Annotated in this window: 16 protein-coding genes, 1 rRNA gene and 1 pseudogene; 5 read left to right on the plus strand and 13 right to left on the minus strand. The window is 42.9% G+C overall.

The genetic code is table 11. The annotated features are described in order from the left end of the window. The 7 genes and pseudogenes from A3I3_RS11350 to A3I3_RS0105850 all read right to left on the minus strand — a co-directional run. The coding region (locus tag A3I3_RS11350; RefSeq protein ID WP_478078759.1) for a Cna B-type domain-containing protein at nt 1-1131 on the minus strand (1131 nt) is incomplete at its 3' end. Nucleotides 1132-1170: 39 nt separating this feature from the next. Continuing rightward, a pseudogene (locus A3I3_RS10345) lies at nt 1171-3891 on the minus strand (Spy0128 family protein); the annotation flags it as partial. A 228-nt stretch (nt 3892-4119) separates the two neighbouring features. Beyond that, the gene (locus A3I3_RS0105825) at nt 4120-4713 is read right to left on the minus strand and encodes a recombinase family protein (protein WP_018371796.1); all 594 of its coding nucleotides are present in this window, start codon (nt 4711-4713) and stop codon (nt 4120-4122) included. Between the two features lie 71 nt (nt 4714-4784). After that, nucleotides 4785-5558 (minus strand): M15 family metallopeptidase, encoded by a 774-nt coding sequence (locus A3I3_RS0105830; RefSeq protein ID WP_018371797.1) that lies wholly within the window; start codon nt 5556-5558, stop codon nt 4785-4787. Continuing rightward, nucleotides 5548-6243, minus strand: coding sequence for a histidine phosphatase family protein (locus tag A3I3_RS0105835; RefSeq protein ID WP_018371798.1), 696 nt, complete (start codon nt 6241-6243; stop codon nt 5548-5550). The genes A3I3_RS0105830 and A3I3_RS0105835 overlap by 11 nt, the downstream gene beginning before the upstream one ends. A 115-nt stretch (nt 6244-6358) precedes the next feature. Next, nucleotides 6359-6820, minus strand: a complete 462-nt coding sequence (locus A3I3_RS0105845; protein WP_223873793.1) for a TlpA family protein disulfide reductase — start codon at nt 6818-6820, stop codon at nt 6359-6361. Nucleotides 6821-6954: 134 nt separating this feature from the next. Then, nucleotides 6955-7497: an excalibur calcium-binding domain-containing protein gene (locus A3I3_RS0105850; RefSeq protein ID WP_018371801.1), complete on the minus strand. Its 543-nt coding sequence runs from the start codon at nt 7495-7497 to the stop codon at nt 6955-6957. A gap of 170 nt (nt 7498-7667) precedes the next feature. On the opposite strand from A3I3_RS0105850, the gene def reads away from it, so the two are divergent. From def to rpsO, 4 genes are all read left to right on the plus strand, one after another. Then, nucleotides 7668-8282 (plus strand): peptide deformylase, encoded by a 615-nt coding sequence (def, locus tag A3I3_RS0105855; protein ID WP_018371802.1) that lies wholly within the window; start codon nt 7668-7670, stop codon nt 8280-8282. 189 nt (nt 8283-8471) lie between these two features. After that, nucleotides 8472-9638, plus strand: a complete 1167-nt coding sequence (locus A3I3_RS0105860) for an MFS transporter (protein WP_018371803.1) — start codon at nt 8472-8474, stop codon at nt 9636-9638. Continuing rightward, entirely contained in the window at nt 9628-10356 is a 729-nt protein-coding gene (locus tag A3I3_RS0105865; protein WP_018371804.1) for a pseudouridine synthase, read from the plus strand. The genes A3I3_RS0105860 and A3I3_RS0105865 overlap by 11 nt, the downstream gene beginning before the upstream one ends. A gap of 134 nt (nt 10357-10490) precedes the next feature. After that, nucleotides 10491-10760 (plus strand): 30S ribosomal protein S15, encoded by a 270-nt coding sequence (gene rpsO, locus A3I3_RS0105870; protein WP_018371805.1) that lies wholly within the window; start codon nt 10491-10493, stop codon nt 10758-10760. A 53-nt stretch (nt 10761-10813) separates the two neighbouring features. On the opposite strand, the gene A3I3_RS0105875 is transcribed toward rpsO, so the two are convergent. The 5 genes from A3I3_RS0105875 to A3I3_RS0105895 form a co-directional block, all read right to left on the minus strand. Then, entirely contained in the window at nt 10814-11044 is a 231-nt protein-coding gene (locus tag A3I3_RS0105875; RefSeq protein ID WP_018371806.1) for a GlsB/YeaQ/YmgE family stress response membrane protein, read from the minus strand. Nucleotides 11045-11103: 59 nt separating this feature from the next. Then, nucleotides 11104-12345 (minus strand): aminopeptidase, encoded by a 1242-nt coding sequence (locus A3I3_RS0105880; RefSeq protein ID WP_018371807.1) that lies wholly within the window; start codon nt 12343-12345, stop codon nt 11104-11106. 20 nt (nt 12346-12365) lie between these two features. Then, complete coding sequence (locus A3I3_RS10990) at nt 12366-12524, minus strand: hypothetical protein (protein ID WP_018371808.1); 159 nt, start codon at nt 12522-12524, stop codon at nt 12366-12368. Nucleotides 12525-12534: 10 nt separating this feature from the next. Then, complete coding sequence (locus A3I3_RS0105890; RefSeq protein ID WP_018371809.1) at nt 12535-16926, minus strand: PolC-type DNA polymerase III; 4392 nt, start codon at nt 16924-16926, stop codon at nt 12535-12537. Between the two features lie 100 nt (nt 16927-17026). Further along, on the minus strand, nt 17027-17584 hold the full coding sequence (locus A3I3_RS0105895; protein ID WP_018371810.1) for a TetR/AcrR family transcriptional regulator: 558 nt from the start codon (nt 17582-17584) through the stop codon (nt 17027-17029). A 124-nt stretch (nt 17585-17708) separates the two neighbouring features. Here A3I3_RS0105895 and A3I3_RS0105900 point away from each other — a divergent pair, with 124 nt between their 5' ends. Continuing rightward, entirely contained in the window at nt 17709-18218 is a 510-nt protein-coding gene (locus A3I3_RS0105900; RefSeq protein ID WP_018371811.1) for an HXXEE domain-containing protein, read from the plus strand. Nucleotides 18219-18257: 39 nt separating this feature from the next. On the opposite strand, the gene rrf is transcribed toward A3I3_RS0105900, so the two are convergent. Then, nucleotides 18258-18373: ribosomal RNA gene (gene rrf / locus A3I3_RS0105905) — 5S ribosomal RNA — on the minus strand. Nucleotides 18374-18533 lie beyond the last annotated feature (160 nt).

Genomic DNA, 18533 nt, shown 5'->3' on the forward strand with positions numbered 1-18533 from the left:
TGTATCATAACCTTCAACCTTATCTTCCTCAACGGAGTAAGTGATTTCTTTTCCTGCTTCGTATTTTGGTAAGTTAGTGAAAGTATACTTCCAACTATCTGCTTCGGTGACAACCTTAGTCGCAACTTTTGTTTTGACACCATCAACTGTCTTCATAAGGTGAACAGTGATTTCTTTCGGACGTTTNCCGTCTTGATTATCATTATCATCCCACTTCTTGGTCACTTCATAATCCACCACTTTTGGTGTGTAGGAGTTGGTGATATTGAGTCCATCAGTCGTTCCCTTATACTCACTGACAGTTTCTTCTACAACAGTGTACTTGATTTCCTTACCATTCTTATATTTTGGTTTATTGGTAAAGGTCGTAGACCACTTGCCAGCTGCATTTGCCTCAATCTTCTTACTATCAACTTTTTGACCATCTGCTAGAAGATGAACGGTGATTTCTTTCGGACGGATACCATCTTGGTTATTCGCATCGTCCCAATTTTTATGAACCGTCAAATCAACTGTTTCTGGCACATACTTATTCGTAATGGTAAAACCTGTATTGGCATCGCCTGTGATTTCTGGTGTATAACCCTGAATAACGGTTTCTTCCACTACCTTATAGGTAATTGGAGTACCACCTTTATCTGCGTCTAAATTATCAAAAGTAGCTGTCCAGTTATTCGCTTCATTCAACTCAGCTGTCTTGCCTGTATCAACACCATCTGCCAAGAGTTTCACTGTTACAGAAGCCACTCGCTTGCCATCTTGGTTATTCGCATCATCCCAGTTCTTAGTAACCTTGACTTGGGTCTTAGCTGGAGTGTAGGTATTATTGAACTCTGTATCTTGTGAATAAGTGACAGACGCATGAAGATTGCCTTGACCATCATCTGTAACCGTAACTGTTGCTGTAACTTCTAGATTATCATGAATAATTCCATTTAAGGTTTGACCTGCGTTATGTTCGCGGATTTTATAAGTGTAAGTCCCTACTTTATCGTACTCGAGTGCTGCAAACTTCACTTGCCCATCTGTGGTATTTTTAACTGTTTGAAGGACTTGATCTGTCGCTGCGTCAACTAAATCAAATTCAAATTGATCTTTTTCTAGCTTCTTACCAGCAAGTTTCTTAGTCACTTTAAGCTCAGCTGAAGTTTTCTTAGCTGCATAAGTGTTTTCAAAAGTCTGATCATTATTTGCGTAACTTACTGTTGCTTTGAGTTGTCCAGAACCATCGTCTGTTACCTCAACCGTTGCAGCAACCGTTGTCGAATCATAGGTGATGCCGGCCTGACTTCCTGCCTTTTCATTAATCGTATAAGTATAAGTTCCTACTTTTTCAAATTTCAGACTAGTAAAAGTGATGGATCCGTCTGCGGCATTCTTAACTGTCTCGACCGTCTTTCCGTCCTTATCTTTCAGAACAAATTCGAACTCATCTGCTTGAAGAGTGCGACCTGTTAGTTGTTTCATAGCTGAAAGACTAGCAGTCACAGGGGTCATATTTTTAGTTGTGTTGGTGTCAAAATCATTTTGTCCATCATTTACTTTAGCCGTATTTTCAAGAACCTGACCATTAACATCATCATTTACTTTAACAGTTACTTTGACCGTTAGACTCTTTCCATCTGCGACTGTATTGGTCCAAGTGACCGTGTCACCAGATAGGGTTCCTCCTTTATCAGCAGAAACAAAGCTGGTGTGAGCAGGGAGCTTATCTGTAATGGTCACATTTTTAGTTGCACCGGTTGTATTCTTGTAAGTAATAGCGTAAGTCAGTTCTTGACCGGGTTGAACAACTTTACCATCAATGTTAGTCGTTGTATTCCCTGCATAAACTTCCTTTTTAGGTTTGGTTGGAGTCAGTTTAGTGTAGTAATGACGAACTACTAAAGAACTATCCTGCTTCACTTTCAAGGCTTTTTTAGCTTCTGCTGTTACACTATCTTGATAAGTTACATCAGAAACCTTATAGCCTGTGTAATTCTTATGAACAGCTTGAACTGCCGTATCAACGACTGCTGTGTATGTTTTAGTGTCTGCGCTGACAACACTATACTTCTTACCATTCCAATTCTTGCTTCCATTGGCATCTTCTAAATAGTACTCCTCCTTGTATGACGCCTTGGCTTTCTCGTTGTACATATTGATAACTTGCCCTTTACCTTGGTTGGTTACCTTAACTGTTGTCGAGTTTGCAGAAGCAGTATTCGTCTTATCATTTGGTTTAGAATTATCCACAGTTGTGTCTTGATAACCCTGAGCATGAGATTTTTCAACGAAACGATAGAGATTGTTTCCCGTTAACTTCTTAACTTGAATAACTCCTTGTTCATCTGGTGTAAGGGTATTGTTAGCATTAAGCGTTCCCTTATCTACCATAGAAGAGTCAACGGTCACAGCATTCCAAGTTGCTCCATCATCTGTTGAAGTTTGAAGTTCAAAAGTGAAATCTGTAGAAAGAGCCGTTCCTGTATCCTTATCTGATTTGATCATTTTCAAAGTCAGTGGATCTGCAGGAGCATCTGCAATACCTGCCGCAGGAGTCATTTTCCCCGTTGCAGTAACTTCTTTTTCACCAGTTTGATCCGTTGTTACCGTTGCTGTATTTTCTTTTTCTGATACTTGATTTACAAATTTATATTGAGCAGAAAACATCAAGTGCGCATCTTGAATTGCTTTACCGTCGTAGGCATCATTAATTCGTTGAATGGTTGATTTTGCAAGTTTCCCATATATATCAGGGAATTGTTTTTCTAGATAGTTCCCCACACCACCTGCACTTTGAATCTCTGGGATATCATTATAAGTCAAGCCGCTGCTATCATTCATATCCCACCATTTCATCATAAATGTATAGGTGCCGTCGTGATTATCGAAAATGCAATATTCACCAGCTTTCAGGGAATCTTTTACAGTTTCTCTATCCTGACTTCCTTGCTCAATTTTATGAAACATAGATAGGGGAAGCTCAATATTGTACCAGCCAGAAAGTACCTCTCCACTGTCATTTACTCCTGAAACAAAAGTAGCTATTCTTGTTATAGTCGGAGCACTTACAACATCTTTAAAGGTATCTTCCATGTATATACTAGTATAGGAGTTAGGATTATATTGCCCATTATTTTCTAATAAGTACACACAAAAATAACCTCTATCATCTTTACGGACAAAGTCATTTAGGATACTAAGGCTCCAAAAAATATTTGTATCGCTAGCAACGCTACCTGTTTTTTGCATAGCTTGTCCTGTTGTTCCAAAATTTTTCGCCCAAATGTATTCTTTTTCAGCGGCGATACACAGATCTTGCTTGCCTAATTTACCAAAGAGAGCCCTTCTTTCTCCCAAAGTTGTAGTAAAACCTGCATCAACACGGTAATTAATCATCTCTCCCGTTTCAAAGGAAGCCGTAAATTTTTTGACTTGATTATCTCTGATGTAATCACCACTAAACTTAATAACAAAATTGCCTTTCTTATATTCCCAAGAACCTAAAACTTTGTTATCTTTATCTTTCAGAACTTGCTGTGAAAAATCGAATTTACTACCACCATGAGTTGCTGGAATGGTAAGGGTATCGCCCTCTTTAAGCGCTGTATTTCCTTTATACTCTATCGCAAGGTTCAGCTTAATTTTACTATTTTTTTGCCCTTCGTTGAGCGCATTGCTAAATTTTGCTGGATCTTTACTGTAGGCAGTATAGTCTGAATCACCGCTTAATTTGTATTCAATCTCCTTATCACTGTCAGCAACATCAATAATCTTAAAACTCTTAATCTTTACATCATCAAGACTTAATTGATTATCTTCCGCCGAGACATGATGAAAGGGCACAGCAAGAATCATCATTACAAATGCCAAAAACAGCGCAAATACCTTTTTTGAAAACATCTTCATAACACTCCGTCTCTTTTTTATAAATTTTTAAGTGTAAATAAATACAGAGTTTATTTGACAAATGTAGTACAATAAGTATGTAGATAAATATCTGCTCGAATGGGTTCAAATCAGCTTTTTACTATTCGTATAGCTATTAAATGTTCTGTTGAAAGTTTGTAAATCTATTCCTACCATTTTTGCCAATTTTATCAAATATTTTTATTATTTAATTATTTTATAATCCCTCTAATTTGGAGTTTTTAACCATTTTGAAACAGTTGTGTGACTAACACCTAACTCTTGAGCCATTTTTCTTAATGAACGAATCTCCCCATTTTTATATTTCTGAGCTTTTTCTTCAAAATCATCAGGAATTGGAAGTTTTTTTCTTCCAAAAGAAACACCCCTTGCTTTAGCAATCCGAATCCCTTCCATTTGTCTTTGGTGGATATTTTCTCTTTCAATTTGTGCCACGTAAGACAAAACTTGCAAAACTAGATCTGCTAAAAATTTTCTAGTTACTCCCTCATGCATCTCTGCCGTGTTTAATAAAGGGAAATCAATTACAACAATGTCAATTCCCTTGGTTCCTGTCAAATATTGCCACTGTACAATAATTTCATGATAATCTCTTCCAAGTCGATCGATAGACTTTATGTACAAAACATCTCCTTTTCTCAATTTTCTCAGCAGACTCTTGTACCCTTCACGGTTAAAATCCTTTCCAGACTGTTTATCGGTTATAATCCGTGATTCTAAAACACCACACTCTTTTATTGCTAAAATTTGGCGTGATAAATTTTGTTCTCTGCTTGATACCCTAGCATACCCATAATTCATTAGTGATTCTCCTTTCTAGTATCTTCCACCTTTTAAAAACACAACAAAAAACGCCAACACTTGACGTTCTTTTATTTCCTTGCATTTTTTAGCTGAGTAATATACTCTTCTAATGCGAGACCATGCTTTTGCATGTATGTGGCTGACTCCACTCCGACATAACGATAGTGCCAATTTTCAAAATCAACCCCTGTAACATCGGACTTATCCTTAGGATAACGTAAGATAAAACCATACTGAGGCGCGATAACAGCAATTTTTTCTGCTACTTCATCGCTTTGCCCTGATGGTACACTGATATCTATGGCAAGTCCCGTCTGGTGCTCGCTTGCTCCTGGTAATTGGATATGCTTACGAACCTCGCTTTCAGCTTCTTTGTGAGAAATTTCGTTTGCAGTTTGGGTTTCACTCACAGCTTCATTGAATAACTCGGCTTGTTCTGCTTTACTCCGATAGCCAGAAAGAATAGCCTCCTCTGGTTCAAACTTGCGAATAGCAGCCAGAAAATCTTTAGTCGCTTGTTCAATTCGGCTATCTAACTGAATATCTTCAACAGTGGTAAGTTTTGGTGGTATGGATTCGGTCAGGTGTTCGCGATTGACCAAGATAAGATTCCAATCAGAGGTTGAAACATCAGGTAGTTGTTCCTTGGTAGAAGTTTGATTTTCCCCAGAAGTTAGTTGTGCTGTACTTGAAGGAATCCATCTGTCTAACCCACCCACTTGAAGCCACTTGGGCTCAAAAATGAAAATAGCTACTCCTATCCCCATAAAAAGTAGGATACCCAGCAGAGTCCATAACAGTCTGCGCAGAAAGGATTTCTTCTTTCGTCTTTTATGCTTCACGCCTCTTTTCCAAAATCTTTGCTCCGACTTCTCGGAAGGACATATCTCCAATTCGGTCAATAGTAAAGGTGTCATTTTCATAGTCAACAACCGTAACCGAGCCATTCTGAAGCCCATGAGGTGTCTGTTTGTCAATCAAATACATCAGAGTTCCGATAGTCATGCCGTGGCTAACCACGATTGCATTACCGCCACCAGAAGTTTCTATATCTTTGGCAATGGCTGTAAAGCCTTCCCAAATCCGACCACTCAAAACTGACCAAGATTCGGCCCAATTTGCCGTGTCTACTTCAACCAACCCTTCGGCTAGCTCAGGATAGCTAAGCTGATGCACATGGTCTACATTGAAAACACGCGGTAAGAGTCCCGTGAACAAATCCACATCATAGGCTCCATCAAAGCTACCAAAACACCATTCGCGAATGCGTTTGTCATAGATGTAAGGAATTTTACCAGTCAGCCCAAGCTCCTCTAAAATAATACTCATGGTCTGAATAGTTCGACCGCTATCACTAGAAAAAGCCTTCTTAAAATCCAGACCAGCCTCACGCAAACCAATTCCCAGTTCGTGAATTCCTTCTTCTCCCTCGGCTGTCAAGGGTGTATCACTCCAACCTTGCGCTCGACCGATCGTATTAAACATGGTTTTACCATGCCGCACAATGTACAATCTCGTTTTTGTCATTCTTCATTCCTCCAATTCATTCTGATTATACCATTTTTAAGGAAATTTTGTAGAAAATACCCACAAGAGACCTTGACAAAAAAGCCAGAGCACTCCTCTAGCTTTTCTGTCATTCCTATTTTTCATTTAATAAATTTTCTAAACCAGCTTGTAATTCTTCTAAACTTGCGGACACAGTATAAACCTGCTTAATTTGTCCATTTTTGGAAATCAAGTACATGCTCGGAATTTCCTTGACATGAAGAGCATCTGCTGCATGCTGACCGTCGTCATAGTAGTAAGGAATACTATATTGTTTTTCTGAAAAATATTTCTCAGCTTGACCGTGCGGCTCCTTTTGAGGATCAGTTACATTAATTGCCAAAAAACGAGCGCGATTATTATATCGTTGATACAACTCTTGGATAATCGGCAACTGAGCTTGACAATCTGGGCACCAACTTGCCCAATTGATAATAAAAGCAACCTGTCCTTGCAAATCTGAAGAGGTAAGGGATTCCCCATCCTTATCTGTGACAGCAAAATCTGGTAAACTTTTTCCCAGCATATCAAAGGCGGACATTTTGGATGAAATCATCGTAGTAGGTGGCTCTGTACTTTCTTTTTTTGCAACTTCTTTGCTGCAAGCTGTACAGATTAGCAGTAAGGAAAACACAAGCAGTAATCTCCAAACTTTCCTCATCAGTCACTCCCCTCTATTAAACATAGATACTAACGCTCGCAAGCAATCCCGTCCCCATCGCGGTCTAAATGTCTAGCATAACCCGGTTGCCCTTGATAAATCGGCGCCGCTCCCGCCGCACGAGCTTCTGCACAATTTTTGTAGTAAACATTTTGCGCTGCTTGCTCAGCCGCTGCTGCCTGTGCTTGGCGTTGGTCTTCAGCTGCTTGAGCGGCAGCTGCCTCTTGTGCTTGACGCTGTTCTTCAGCGATTCTCTGAGCCTCTGCTTCTTGAGCTTTTCTTTGCTCCTCAGCTACTCTTTGTGCTTCTGCTTCCTGTGCTTTTTTGGCTTCTTCAGCCTTGCGTTTTTCCTCGGCTTCCTTAGCTTTGCGCTGCTCCTCTGCCTTTTTGGAGCTATCGCTTGTACTAGAAGTTTTACTGCTACTTGAATGTGAAGAACTACTGCTTGATTTAGAAGTCTGACTTGTTGCCTGACTTTCCTTCGTATCACTTGAACAGGCTGAAAGGAAAGTGGCTCCTAGAAGCAGACTTGCCATTGCAACAGCTACATATTTTATTTTCCCTTGTTTCATAAAAAATCTCCTTTTTTGAAAACGCTATCTTTTATATTATATATTATTGTATTGAAATTGTAAATACTGATTAGACAATTCAGCGTGTCTTCTGTCTTTTATTCTTACATTTTTTGTGATATAGTTAGAGTGTAAACCTTTAGAATGAACTTAGAAAGTAAGGAATTTTCATGACTGTTATTAAAAATCTAATCCGTCCATCTCATTTGATAAATATGGACGATATTATTCGCGAGGGTAATCCAACCTTGCGCGCTGTCGCTAAAGAAGTGACTTTCCCTTTATCCGATGAAAATATTATTCTCGGAGAGAAAATGCTGGAATTTCTGAAAAATTCACAAGATCCTGTTACTGCTGAAAAAATGGGATTACGTGGAGGAATCGGGCTGGCTGCTCCTCAGCTAGATATTTCCCGTCGGATCATCGCTGTACTTTTGCCAAATCCTGAAGACGAAAATGGCAATCCCCCTGCCGAAGCCTATGCTTTACGTGAGGTGATGTACAATCCTAAAATCGTCAGCCATTCCGTACAAGATGCGGCCCTAGGCGAAGGAGAGGGCTGTCTCTCAGTTGATCGTGTCGTCCCCGGTTATGTCATTCGGCACGCACGAGTAACCGTTGAGTATTTCGATAAAAATGGTGAAAAACATCGCATCAAACTCAAAGGCTACAAGTCAATCGTTGTCCAACATGAAATTGACCATATCAACGGCATTCTATTTTATGATCGCATCAATGAAAAAGAGCCTTTTGCTGTCAAAGAAGGACTGTTAATCATAGAATAAGAAAAATATTTTTTCTAGTATAAATTTACAAAAAATCTAGTTAAAAGGAAACATACGAGAATAGACTTCCACTAGAAGTTCTTCTTCTCGTATGTTTTTTCATTCTTTGATTTTTTCGTGCTCAAAATGCGTTTGCGTCTTATTCAATAAAACGGTATCATAGGATTATTAGCAATAAAGGATTTTTATATGAAGCGATTTTTAGAAAAAGCTAGTATTCTAGGACTATCTCTTATCTTAACAACAGCCTTTTCGATTTCTAGTGCTCTCCCTGCCATGGTTGATTTTTATAGAGAAAAAACACCTAATCAGGTAGAATTATTAGTTTCTCTGCCTTCTGTTGGTATCATGGTGATGCTTTTGTTTAACACTTGGATCGAGCGATTCTTAAATGAACACCAGATAATCACAAGCGGGCTACTTCTCCTTTCTCTATGTGGTTTTGCCCCTTTTATCAGCAGAGATTATGATTTTATCTTTTTATCCCGTTTCCTCTTTGGATTGGGAGTGGGGCTCATCAATGCGAAAGCAATTTCTATTATTAGTGAACGATATAGCGGACAAGAACGGCTACAAATGCTAGGTTATCGTGGTTCGGCAGAGGTTGTGGGAACAGCTCTTTTAACTTTGGCTGTTGGGCAACTTTTGCAGTTTGGCTGGGCCAGCACTTTTCTTATCTACAGTTTTGGTTTTGTAATTCTCGCCTGCTATCTTCTTTTTGTTCCCCAGCGAGAAGAGAAAGTGGGTTCTCTAGCATCTAAAAATAAGACTAAAATGGCCCGCCAACAATATAAATTGACCATTTTTCTCTCGGCTATTGCTGCTGTCATTGTCTGTACAAATGTTGCTATCACTTTACGGGTTCCAGGCTTAGTTGTTCGTTCAGGAATGGGAACGGCACAGTTGGCTAGCTGGATTTTAAGTGGTATGCAGCTAACAGGGATTCTCGCCGGAATTAGTTTTGCTGGGTTAACAGGACGTTATCAAAAACGACTTTTGATGTTGGCTGCTTTAACTTTTGGCTGTGCCCAAATAGTGATTGGCTTTTCTTTCAATCCACTTCTCCTAATCATGAGCACCTTGGTAGCAGGCTTTTCTTACAGTATTTCCCTAACAGCTATTTTTCATCAAGTTTCTGAAAATATCCCTCACACCTCACTCAATCAAGCTACTTCAATCGTTGTGCTTGGCTGTAGTCTAGGAGCTTCTGCGACAACTTTTGTTCTATCGTTCATTGACCGATTATCTAACTCCACAATACTACTTTTTAGTTTACTAGGTGGTTTTATGATAGCCAGCGCCCTATTAGCAGGACTAACAAATCACACGGAAGAGGATGAATCACATGCGTCTTGATAAATTTTTAACGGATTGTGGTATTGGCACGCGCAGCCAAGTCAAAGCTATTCTCAAACAAAAGCGTATCCGAGTAAATGGAAAAATTGAAAACTCAGGTAAAATTCAAGTTAAGGAAAATCAAGACCAAATTACTCTCGACAGAAAAATCTTAACTCATGAAACCTTCGTCTACTATATGCTCAATAAACCGCAAGGAGTCATCTCTGCAACTGAAGACGAAAGACATAAGACTGTGCTAGACCTGTTAGATCCAGCTGCTCGTCACAAAGAAGTCTTTCCTGTCGGGCGACTCGACATTGACACCGAGGGCTTGCTACTTCTGACCAATAACGGCGCTTTAGCTCACGCTCTTCTTTCTCCAAAAAAGCATGTCGAAAAAACTTATCTGGCTCGGATTTCTGGCGTAATGACCAAAGAAGATCAAGAGCGGTTTAGAGCAGGGATTTCACTCAAGGATTTCACCTGCCAACCTGCCCAGCTCAAAATTTTAGAAGTCAATGAGGACGAACAAACTTCCTTGGTCGAAGTGACTATCGCAGAGGGGAAATTTCATCAGGTCAAGCGTATGGTCGCAGCTTGTGGCAAGGAAGTCACTTACCTAAAACGCCTGTCAATGGGAAGCCTTCAATTAGACCCTAGTCTTAAGTTAGGAGAATTTCATCGTTTGACCCCAAGCGAGCTCAAAAGCTTTGAAAAACTAGGCATTGACTTGTAAAGCCGTTCGTCACTATTGACAAATTTGTCTCTTGTTGGTAAAATAAGAATGTCCTCGGGACAAATAGCTTTTTCTTGGTCAGGGGTGTGCCAAGCCTCGTACTCGGATTAAGCAGAAAACAAAGGAGAACTATCATGGCAATCTCAAAAGAGAAAAAAAATGAAATCATTGCTCAATACGCACGTCACGAAGGTGACACTGGTTCAGTAGAGGTTCAAGTTGCTGTCCTTACTTGGGAAATCAACCACCTCAACGAACACATCAAGGTACACAAAAAAGACCACGCTACTTACCGTGGTTTGATGAAAAAAATCGGTCGTCGTCGTAACTTGCTCGCATACTTGCGTACAACTGACGTAAACCGTTACCGCGAATTGATCAACTCACTTGGACTTCGTCGTTAATCAGAAGTCTGCTAAAAAGAACAAGCAATCGCTTGTTCTTTTTTTGTATCTCTTTAACTATCGCGCCGCCAGAAAATAGCAAGCAGGATGACTGCCCCTAAAACAGACGGGATAATGGCTGTATCGCGCAAGATAGGTCCCCAATTTCCAAAGAGAAATTGACCCAATCCGGCACCGAAAAGCCCCAGAAACATCTTGCCAAAGCAACCCATACGCTCCCCGCGATTTGTGATTGCTGCGGCAATCAAGCCGATAATAAAACCAACTAGCATACTTCCAATCATATATTCGTCCTCGTTTCAGATATTCTTGAAATCCTGCTCTTTTCAATCCTCATATTTCCCTAAATCGCCCAGTCTCCATTACGGAAAATCGGCACGCGACTGCCGTCCTCACGGACGCCGTCCACATTCATTTGGCTAGAGCCCACCATAAAGTCCACATGGACATCCGAGCGATTGAGCCCCGCTGCTGCCAATTCTTCCTCGGTAAAATTCTCACCACCGACTACACTGGTCGCATAGGCTGCGCCGATTGCCAAGTGGTTAGAGGCATTTTCGTCAAACAAGGTGTTGAAGAAAGTGATGCCTGACTGAGAAATCGGGCTCGGATCTGGCACCAGAGCGACTTCACCCAACGAGCGCGCTCCGTCATTTTCAAAGACCAGCTTCTTCATGACTTCATCGCCCTTATCAGCCGTGATGTCAACGATTTGCCCGTCTTTGAAGGTCACTTTAATCCCCTCGATGACATTTCCATTGTAGCTGAGAGGCTTGGTAGAAGTCACATAGCCGTCGGCTTGGCGGAAATCTGGCGCCGTAAAAACTTCTTCCGTCGGCATGTTGGCAATAAAATATTCGCCTTGGGCATTGAGACTGCCCGCGCTTTCCCAGTAGTGATTTTTAGGCAAGCCTAGTGTCAAGTCTGTTCCTGGTGCGGTGTAATGCAGGGCTGTGAATTGCGCTTCATTGAGAAGGGTCGCCTTAGCACCCAAACGCTCCTCATGCGCCTTCCAAGCAGCCACTGGATCGTCTTCGTAAACGCGGCAAGTCTTAAAGATTTGATCCCAAAGCAAATCAACCGCCTCTTCCTCGCTAGCAGCCTCAGGAAAGACTTTCTTTGCCCAAGCAGGACCAGCTGCCGCAGCCACTGTCCAGCTGACCTTATTTGCTTGCGTTGCAACTTGCATGGGCTTCAAAGCGGCACCCAGTGCCTTAGCTGACTTAGCCAGCCTTTCAGAATCCACGCCGCCCAAAGCGTCAGGGTCTGACGAACGCACGCCCAAGCGGCTGGCTTTCTTGTCCAAAAGATAGTTCATCTCTGCCACCCGATAGTCTGGCACATTTTCCAAACGCTTCAGCGGCACATGCAAGAGCCGTTCGCGGTTAATAGTGTCGTCCGTCCATTGCAGAACCACCTCGTGCGCACCCAGAGCGTAGGCTTCCTTGACAATCAGACGCGCCAATTCCGCCTGCTCCACATCAATGCTGAGGACAACTGTGTGCCCCGGCTGCACATTGATACCGTTGGCAACGAGTAATTTTGCATATTTTTCTAAGTTTTTTTGAAAATTCGGTAAAACCATTCTTTTTCTTTTCTCCTTGTTTATTTATTCTTTTTTGCATATTTGCTAGCCAGACTAGCTAGGGCAATGGTCGCTGTTAAAGCTGCCATAGCTAGCAAGAGTTTCTGACCCGAAAAGGTTAGTTCATAGTGGAAAGTCTTCTGTGCAGGTTTATCTTCTGCAAAAATTTCTAATCTCATCTTCGTCCTCCTAGAATAAATCATCGAATAAACTAAGCTGATTGTCCTCTGGCAATTTTCCTAAAATGCCCATTTCATCCATTTTTTCGACCAAGGTTGAAGAAAGTCCGCCGCGCTTGCGTAGCTCGGTTTTAGAGAGGAATTCTCCCTCATCACGCGCTTTAACTAAGTGACGAGCAACGTTTTCACCCAGACCATCCATAGCAGAGAAAGGCGGAATGAGCGTATCGCCCTCAATCAAAAACTCAGTCGCATGGCTCTTATAAAGGTCTAGCTTGCCAAATTTGAAGCCGCGCTCCAGCATTTCATTGACAATTTCCAAAGTCGTATAAAGATCCTGCTCGACATTTGAGGCTTCGCCGTTCTTGCGCTTGACAGCAATTTCTTCCATTTTGCGCTTAACCGTATCTAGTCCCGCACCCATGGTTTTCAAATCAAAAGCCTTGGCACGGATAGAAAAGTAGGCACAGTAGTAATAAATAGGGTGATGCACCTTGAAATAGGCCACCCGCAGCGCCATCATAACATAGGCCGCCGCGTGCGCCTTGGGGAACATGTACTTGATTTTCCCACAGGATTCGATGTACCACTCGGGCACATTATTTTCCTTCATGGCAGCGATGTAGCCGTTGCGCTCTTCTTCTGAAATCTTCAGCCAAGCGCCCTTACGCACCCGCTCCATAATGGTAAAGGCCATTTTGGGCTCCAAGCCCTTGTGCATGAGGTAGACCATGATGTCGTCCCGACAGCCGATAACCGTTGACAGGTCGGCAATTCCTTGCTTAATCAAGTCCTGGGCATTACCCAGCCAAACGTCTGTACCGTGCGACAATCCTGATAATTGCAAAAGCTCCGCAAAGGTCGTCGGATGGGTTTCATTGACCATGCCGCGAACAAAATTGGTCCCAAACTCTGGAATCCCCAGCATCCCCGTCGGCGTGCCAATCTGCTCTTCATTGACACCCAAGACCTCTGTCCCTGAAAAGAGCGCCATGACGTCCTTGTCGTCCATAGGGATGTCATTGGGGTCAATGCCTGACAAATCCTGCAATTTCCGAATCATGGTCGGGTCATCATGCCCCAGTACATCGAGCTTGAGGACATTCTCGTCAATATCGTGGAAGTTAAAGTGAGTGGTCTGCCATTCCGCCGTCAAATCGTCCGCCGGATACTGGACCGGCGTGAAATCATAAACATCCATATAATTAGGAATAACGACAATCCCGCCCGGGTGTTGCCCCGTGCTTCGTTTGACGCCCGCAGCGCCCTTAGCCAAGCGATCCACCTCGGCATCGCGGTAAAATTTATTGTAGTCGCGCTCGTAGCCCTTAACAAAGCCATAAGCCGTCTTATCTGCGACCGTACCGACCGTTCCTGCCCGAAAGGCGTATTCTCGCCCGAAAATATCACGAACGTCCAAATGGGCACTGGGCTGGTCTTCTCCAGAGAAGTTCAAGTCAATATCGGGCACCTTGTCCCCGTCAAAACCAAGGAAGGTCTCAAAGGGAATATCCTGCCCGTTCTTGCTGAGCTTGTGACCACACTCGGGACAATCCTTGTCAGGCATGTCAAAGCCTGAACCGTAGGAGCCGTCTGTGATAAATTCGCTGTGTCGACAGTTGCCGCAGACATAGTGCGGTGCCAAGGGATTAACCTCGGTAATCCCAATCATGGTCGCAACAAAGCTCGAGCCGACCGAGCCCCGACTACCTACCAAGTAGCCGCGCTCGTTGGAACGCTGCACCAGCATCTGCGATGCCAGATAAATCACGGCAAAGCCATTCCCCAAAATAGAGGTCAGCTCCTTTTCAATCCGCAAATCGACAATGTCCGGCAGCGGGTTGCCATAAAGTTCAAAGGCGCGTTTGTAGGTCAGCTCGGCAACCGTTTCTTCTGCTTTTTCAATGAAAGGCGTGTACAAGTCGCCCTTGACTACCTCAACGGGCTCAAAAGTTTCCGCCAAAGCATTGGGATTGGTGATGACTAGCTTTCTAGCTAAGTCCTCGCCCAGAAAAGCAAATTCGTCCAGCATTTCATTGGTCGTCCGAAAATGCGCCTTGGGAAGCGGGGCAGGCTGAGCTTGCTCGCCATGCCCGATCGTCCGGTTAATCATAGCACCTTGCCCCAAGCTCCGCACAATAATTTCGCGGTAAATCTCGTCTTCGGGCTCCAGATAGTGGACATTCCCCGTCGCAAGAACCGGCTTGCCCAGACGGTCTCCGACCTCAATCAGATTTTTGATAATAGTTTGGATTTCTTCTTCGTCCTTGACCTGCTCGCGGGCAATCAGCGGCGCATAAAGGGCGGGCGGCATGACCTCAATAAAGTCATAGTACTTGGCAACCTCAACCGCAGCGTCCACCCCTTGGGAAACCACCGCATCAAAGACCTCGCCCTCATCACAAGCCGTCCCTAAAATCAAGCCCTCACGATGAGCGTCCAAAACCGTCCGCGGAATGCGTGGCACGCCCTCGAAATACTTGGTATTGGATAAGCTGACCAGCTTAAAAATATTTTTCAGCCCCGTTTGATTTTTAACGTAAATAGTGGCATGCTTGACCCGAGCTTTCTTGTAAGAATTTTCATCAATCAGGTCAATATTGAGATTTTTCAGATTGGTAACGCCGTGCTTTTCAGCCACTTCCTTGATGAAAATAAAGAGCAGGCGTCCCGTCGCCTCGGCATCGTAATTAGCCATGTGGTGGTGCTCCAGCGCCACTTGGAAACGCTTGGTCAAAGGCCCCAAACCATGCCGCTTGTACTCGGGATAAAGATTGCGGGCAAATTCTAGCGTATCGATAACGGGCTGGCTGATGCGTGGCAAATCGTTGCGCTCGTAGTTGACATTCATGAAGCCCACGTCAAAGGTAGCATTATGGGCCACCAAGACCGCGTCTTGGCAGAAGGCTTGAAATTCTTCCAGCACTTGCTTCAAAGGCTTGGCATTGCGGACATGCTCATCGGTAATCCCGGTCAAATCCGTGGTAAAAGCTGACAAGGGATGCCCCGGATTGATAAACTCGTCAAACTCGTCGATAACATTGCCCTTGTGCATCTTGCTCGCCGCTACCTGAATCAAGTCATTGTAAACGGCTGACAACCCCGTCGTTTCCACGTCAAAGACCACATAGGTCGCGTCACTCAGCTCCAAATCCACTTCATTATAGGTAATAGGCACGCGGTCCTCCACGATATTGGCCTCCATACCATAGATGAGTTGGATACCCACTTTTTTCGCCGCCTTATAGCCATGCGGGAAAGATTGGACATTGCCGTGGTCGGTAATGGCAACCGCCTTATGCCCCCACTGGGCAGCCTTGGCCACCAATTCTTCCACCTCGGGCAGAGCGTCCATGGTAGACATGTTGGTGTGAGCGTGAAACTCGACGCGCCTCTCGTCCTCTGGCATCAAATCCTTACGCTCATAGTGGGTGACTTCTTGCACATCCTGGACATTCATGGTCAAATCGCGAGTGAAGTTGTTTATCTCAACATTTCCGCGCACGCGCAGCCAAGCGTTCTTTTTAATCATGTCAAATTTCTTGGCTTCTTCTTCGTTTTTGACCCATTTTTGCAGGGCAAAGCTCGACGTGTAGTCGGTCATCTTGAAATTGATGAGCACGCGCCCTGTGCGGGTCACTTTTTGCTCCAAATCAAAGACCAAACCTTCAAAGACAATCCGATTTTCCTCGGTCTCAACCTCAATCATGGGCGTAATTTCTGCCCTGTCTAGCTTAGGCTTGGCAGCCGCTCTCCTCGCTTGAAAATCCGAGTAATTGGGCTTGTCCTCTGCTGGCGATGCCTGTCGCTCCAAGGATTCTAAAGCCTTGAGCGCTTCTTCATTTGCCGCTTGCACGATTTTTTCATTGGTTGCTTGGAAGGTCTCTGCCTGCTGCTGGGTCAAATCGTCATTTGGCTCTACCAGACAGTTAAAAGCTGGAAAACCAAATTTGGTCAACTGCTTACTGAGATTAGGCAGATGATTTTTACGGAAATGCTCAGTGTCAATCGTCGACGCCCCCTCAATCAGCAAGTCCTTGTCTTTAGCAGAAACTTTTAAATCCTTGTAAACACTCTTGAAACCTTGACTGGCGCAAGGTCCTTCCTCGAAAGCCTCCCTATAATAAGCCTGCAAAAGTTCCTCATCAAAAGTCGGATTTTGAACATGGATTTCAAAAATCGCTTGATTGCCCGTTTTAGAAAATTCCTCTTGGAGCCCTTGTTTGAGAGCTTGGAAAGTCGCAAAGGGCAGGATTTCCTCAAAAGAAAAATGAAACTCCCAGACCCGGCTGACCTTGTGCACCAGCACTTGCTCAATTTCCGCATGCAAAAAAGCACTTGACTGGCGCAGCTCAAGCGGCATATTGATCTGTTGCATTAAAATTTCAAAAGTAGATGACATAATTTTTCCTCGTACAATATGTAACTATTTTACCATAAATCCCTGCTTTTTACGATGAAAAATCAAGCCTGCCTTCCCTAAAATAAAAAGAAAGTGCCCTTCAATCCACTTCCTTGTTTATAAAGTTTTTGTAAAAATTAAGTTCCTGCAAAATCTTGTGAGCCAGCTCAGTATCTGTCAAGTTTAGTCCATTTTCAAACCAATAAAGCAAAATTGTCCAAATTCCACCAATGACCAGCAAATCAGTAAAAGTCTCGTCCACTTCTGCCATGCCATGCCAAGGCAGGCTAGAGTCAGGCAAAAGCCGCAACAATTTCTTCCGCTGTACATCAAAAGCCAAATCTAGCAGGTGCTGCCGCTTCAGCAGGTCAATGTAGCCTTTCCGCTCCTTCCAAAAATTAAAATAAAGCACAAGCAAACTTTCAAAATCTTTGACGCCCTGCCGTTCCACCTCAGCTAAATAGTCATCTAATAATGTTTCCATGAAAAATTCGACCACAGCATATTTATTCCTGAAATGTCGATAGAAAGTGCTGCGCGACACCTCTGCGTAGGCCGTAATTTCAGAAACAGTCAAGACATGAAAGTTATCCTTTTCCAAACGCTGAAAAAGTGTTTTGGCTATTTGAAGTTTGGAATGATAAATTCGCTTATCCATATTTCTCCTTTTTGTGATACATTAGCTATCAATCTGTCTCATTTCCCAAAATAACTTGTTATCTCTCACCCTGCCCTACATAATTATAAGCAAATCTATTATACAACTTTTGGAGGAAAATAACATGTCTATCCTACTTCACTATTGGAGCCTACCCATTCTTTTTCTGCTACGTGATTTTGAAGAAATTATTTTTATGCCCCTATGGAAAAAGCGAAAGAAATTCCTATCTTTGCGACAAACAAACATCGGTAATTTCTTTGGTAAGGTGACAGATAGTTCAGCTTTTAGTGTCGGCGTTCTAGAAGAATTTATCTTGCTCCTCGTCATTTCAGCAGTTTCCCAGCTAAGTCATAACGACAGGCTTTATCTTAGTTTTTGCATTGCTTATATGCTACATTTTCTCTTACATTACAGCATGTGCTATCAATTTAAGGGATATGTCCCCGGAGTTGTTACGGCAACAGCACAAATTCCTCTTATGTTTCTACTTATTGAGCACTATTGGATAATGGACTATTTAACACTGGGCTACCTTTTTCTGGCTCTAGCTATTGCTTATGGCAATTTGTATCTTATGCACCGCCTCATGCCCGCTATCCAAAAAACCTTTTCCCACTATGCCCAAGGGTAAACAAAAAACCAGCCTAGCTGGTTTTTTAATCTTTTATTAGCTAAGCGACTCCCCTATCTCACAGGGGGCAACCCCCCACTACTTCCGGCGTTCTAGGGCTTAACTGCTGTGTTCGGCATGGGTACAGGTGTATCTCCTAGGCTATCGTCACTTAACTGCTGAATGTCCGATGAACACTCAAAATTGAATATCTATTCTGCTAACAAGTGCTAAACTAAAACTCTGTTCTTGAAATCAAATTGTACTCGGGCTAAATCCTTACGATTCACGTCCTCATTACTTAAAATTGTATTCGGACTAAAAAGCTAGTGATTT

The sequence above is a fragment of the Streptococcus massiliensis DSM 18628 genome (assembly GCF_000380065.1).
Classification (GTDB): domain Bacteria; phylum Bacillota; class Bacilli; order Lactobacillales; family Streptococcaceae; genus Streptococcus; species Streptococcus massiliensis.

What these genes read in the sequence shown, in the direction of transcription:
- A3I3_RS0105875 (WP_018371806.1), bottom strand. Translation starts at nt 11,044, where the DNA reads ATGATTGGAAGTATGCTAGTTGGTTTTATTATCGGCTTGATTGCCGCA.
- A3I3_RS0105835 (WP_018371798.1), bottom strand. Translation starts at nt 6,243, where the DNA reads ATGACAAAAACGAGATTGTACATTGTGCGGCATGGTAAAACCATGTTT.
- A3I3_RS0105900 (WP_018371811.1), top strand. Translation starts at nt 17,709, where the DNA reads ATGTCTATCCTACTTCACTATTGGAGCCTACCCATTCTTTTTCTGCTA.
- A3I3_RS0105890 (WP_018371809.1), bottom strand. Translation starts at nt 16,926, where the DNA reads ATGTCATCTACTTTTGAAATTTTAATGCAACAGATCAATATGCCGCTT.
- A3I3_RS0105880 (WP_018371807.1), bottom strand. Translation starts at nt 12,345, where the DNA reads ATGGTTTTACCGAATTTTCAAAAAAACTTAGAAAAATATGCAAAATTA.
- A3I3_RS0105860 (WP_018371803.1), top strand. Translation starts at nt 8,472, where the DNA reads ATGAAGCGATTTTTAGAAAAAGCTAGTATTCTAGGACTATCTCTTATC.
- A3I3_RS0105825 (WP_018371796.1), bottom strand. Translation starts at nt 4,713, where the DNA reads ATGAATTATGGGTATGCTAGGGTATCAAGCAGAGAACAAAATTTATCA.
- A3I3_RS0105850 (WP_018371801.1), bottom strand. Translation starts at nt 7,497, where the DNA reads ATGAAACAAGGGAAAATAAAATATGTAGCTGTTGCAATGGCAAGTCTG.
- A3I3_RS0105845 (WP_223873793.1), bottom strand. Translation starts at nt 6,820, where the DNA reads ATGATTTCATCCAAAATGTCCGCCTTTGATATGCTGGGAAAAAGTTTA.
- A3I3_RS0105895 (WP_018371810.1), bottom strand. Translation starts at nt 17,584, where the DNA reads ATGGATAAGCGAATTTATCATTCCAAACTTCAAATAGCCAAAACACTT.
- A3I3_RS10990 (WP_018371808.1), bottom strand. Translation starts at nt 12,524, where the DNA reads ATGAGATTAGAAATTTTTGCAGAAGATAAACCTGCACAGAAGACTTTC.
- def (WP_018371802.1), top strand. Translation starts at nt 7,668, where the DNA reads ATGACTGTTATTAAAAATCTAATCCGTCCATCTCATTTGATAAATATG.
- rpsO (WP_018371805.1), top strand. Translation starts at nt 10,491, where the DNA reads ATGGCAATCTCAAAAGAGAAAAAAAATGAAATCATTGCTCAATACGCA.
- A3I3_RS0105865 (WP_018371804.1), top strand. Translation starts at nt 9,628, where the DNA reads ATGCGTCTTGATAAATTTTTAACGGATTGTGGTATTGGCACGCGCAGC.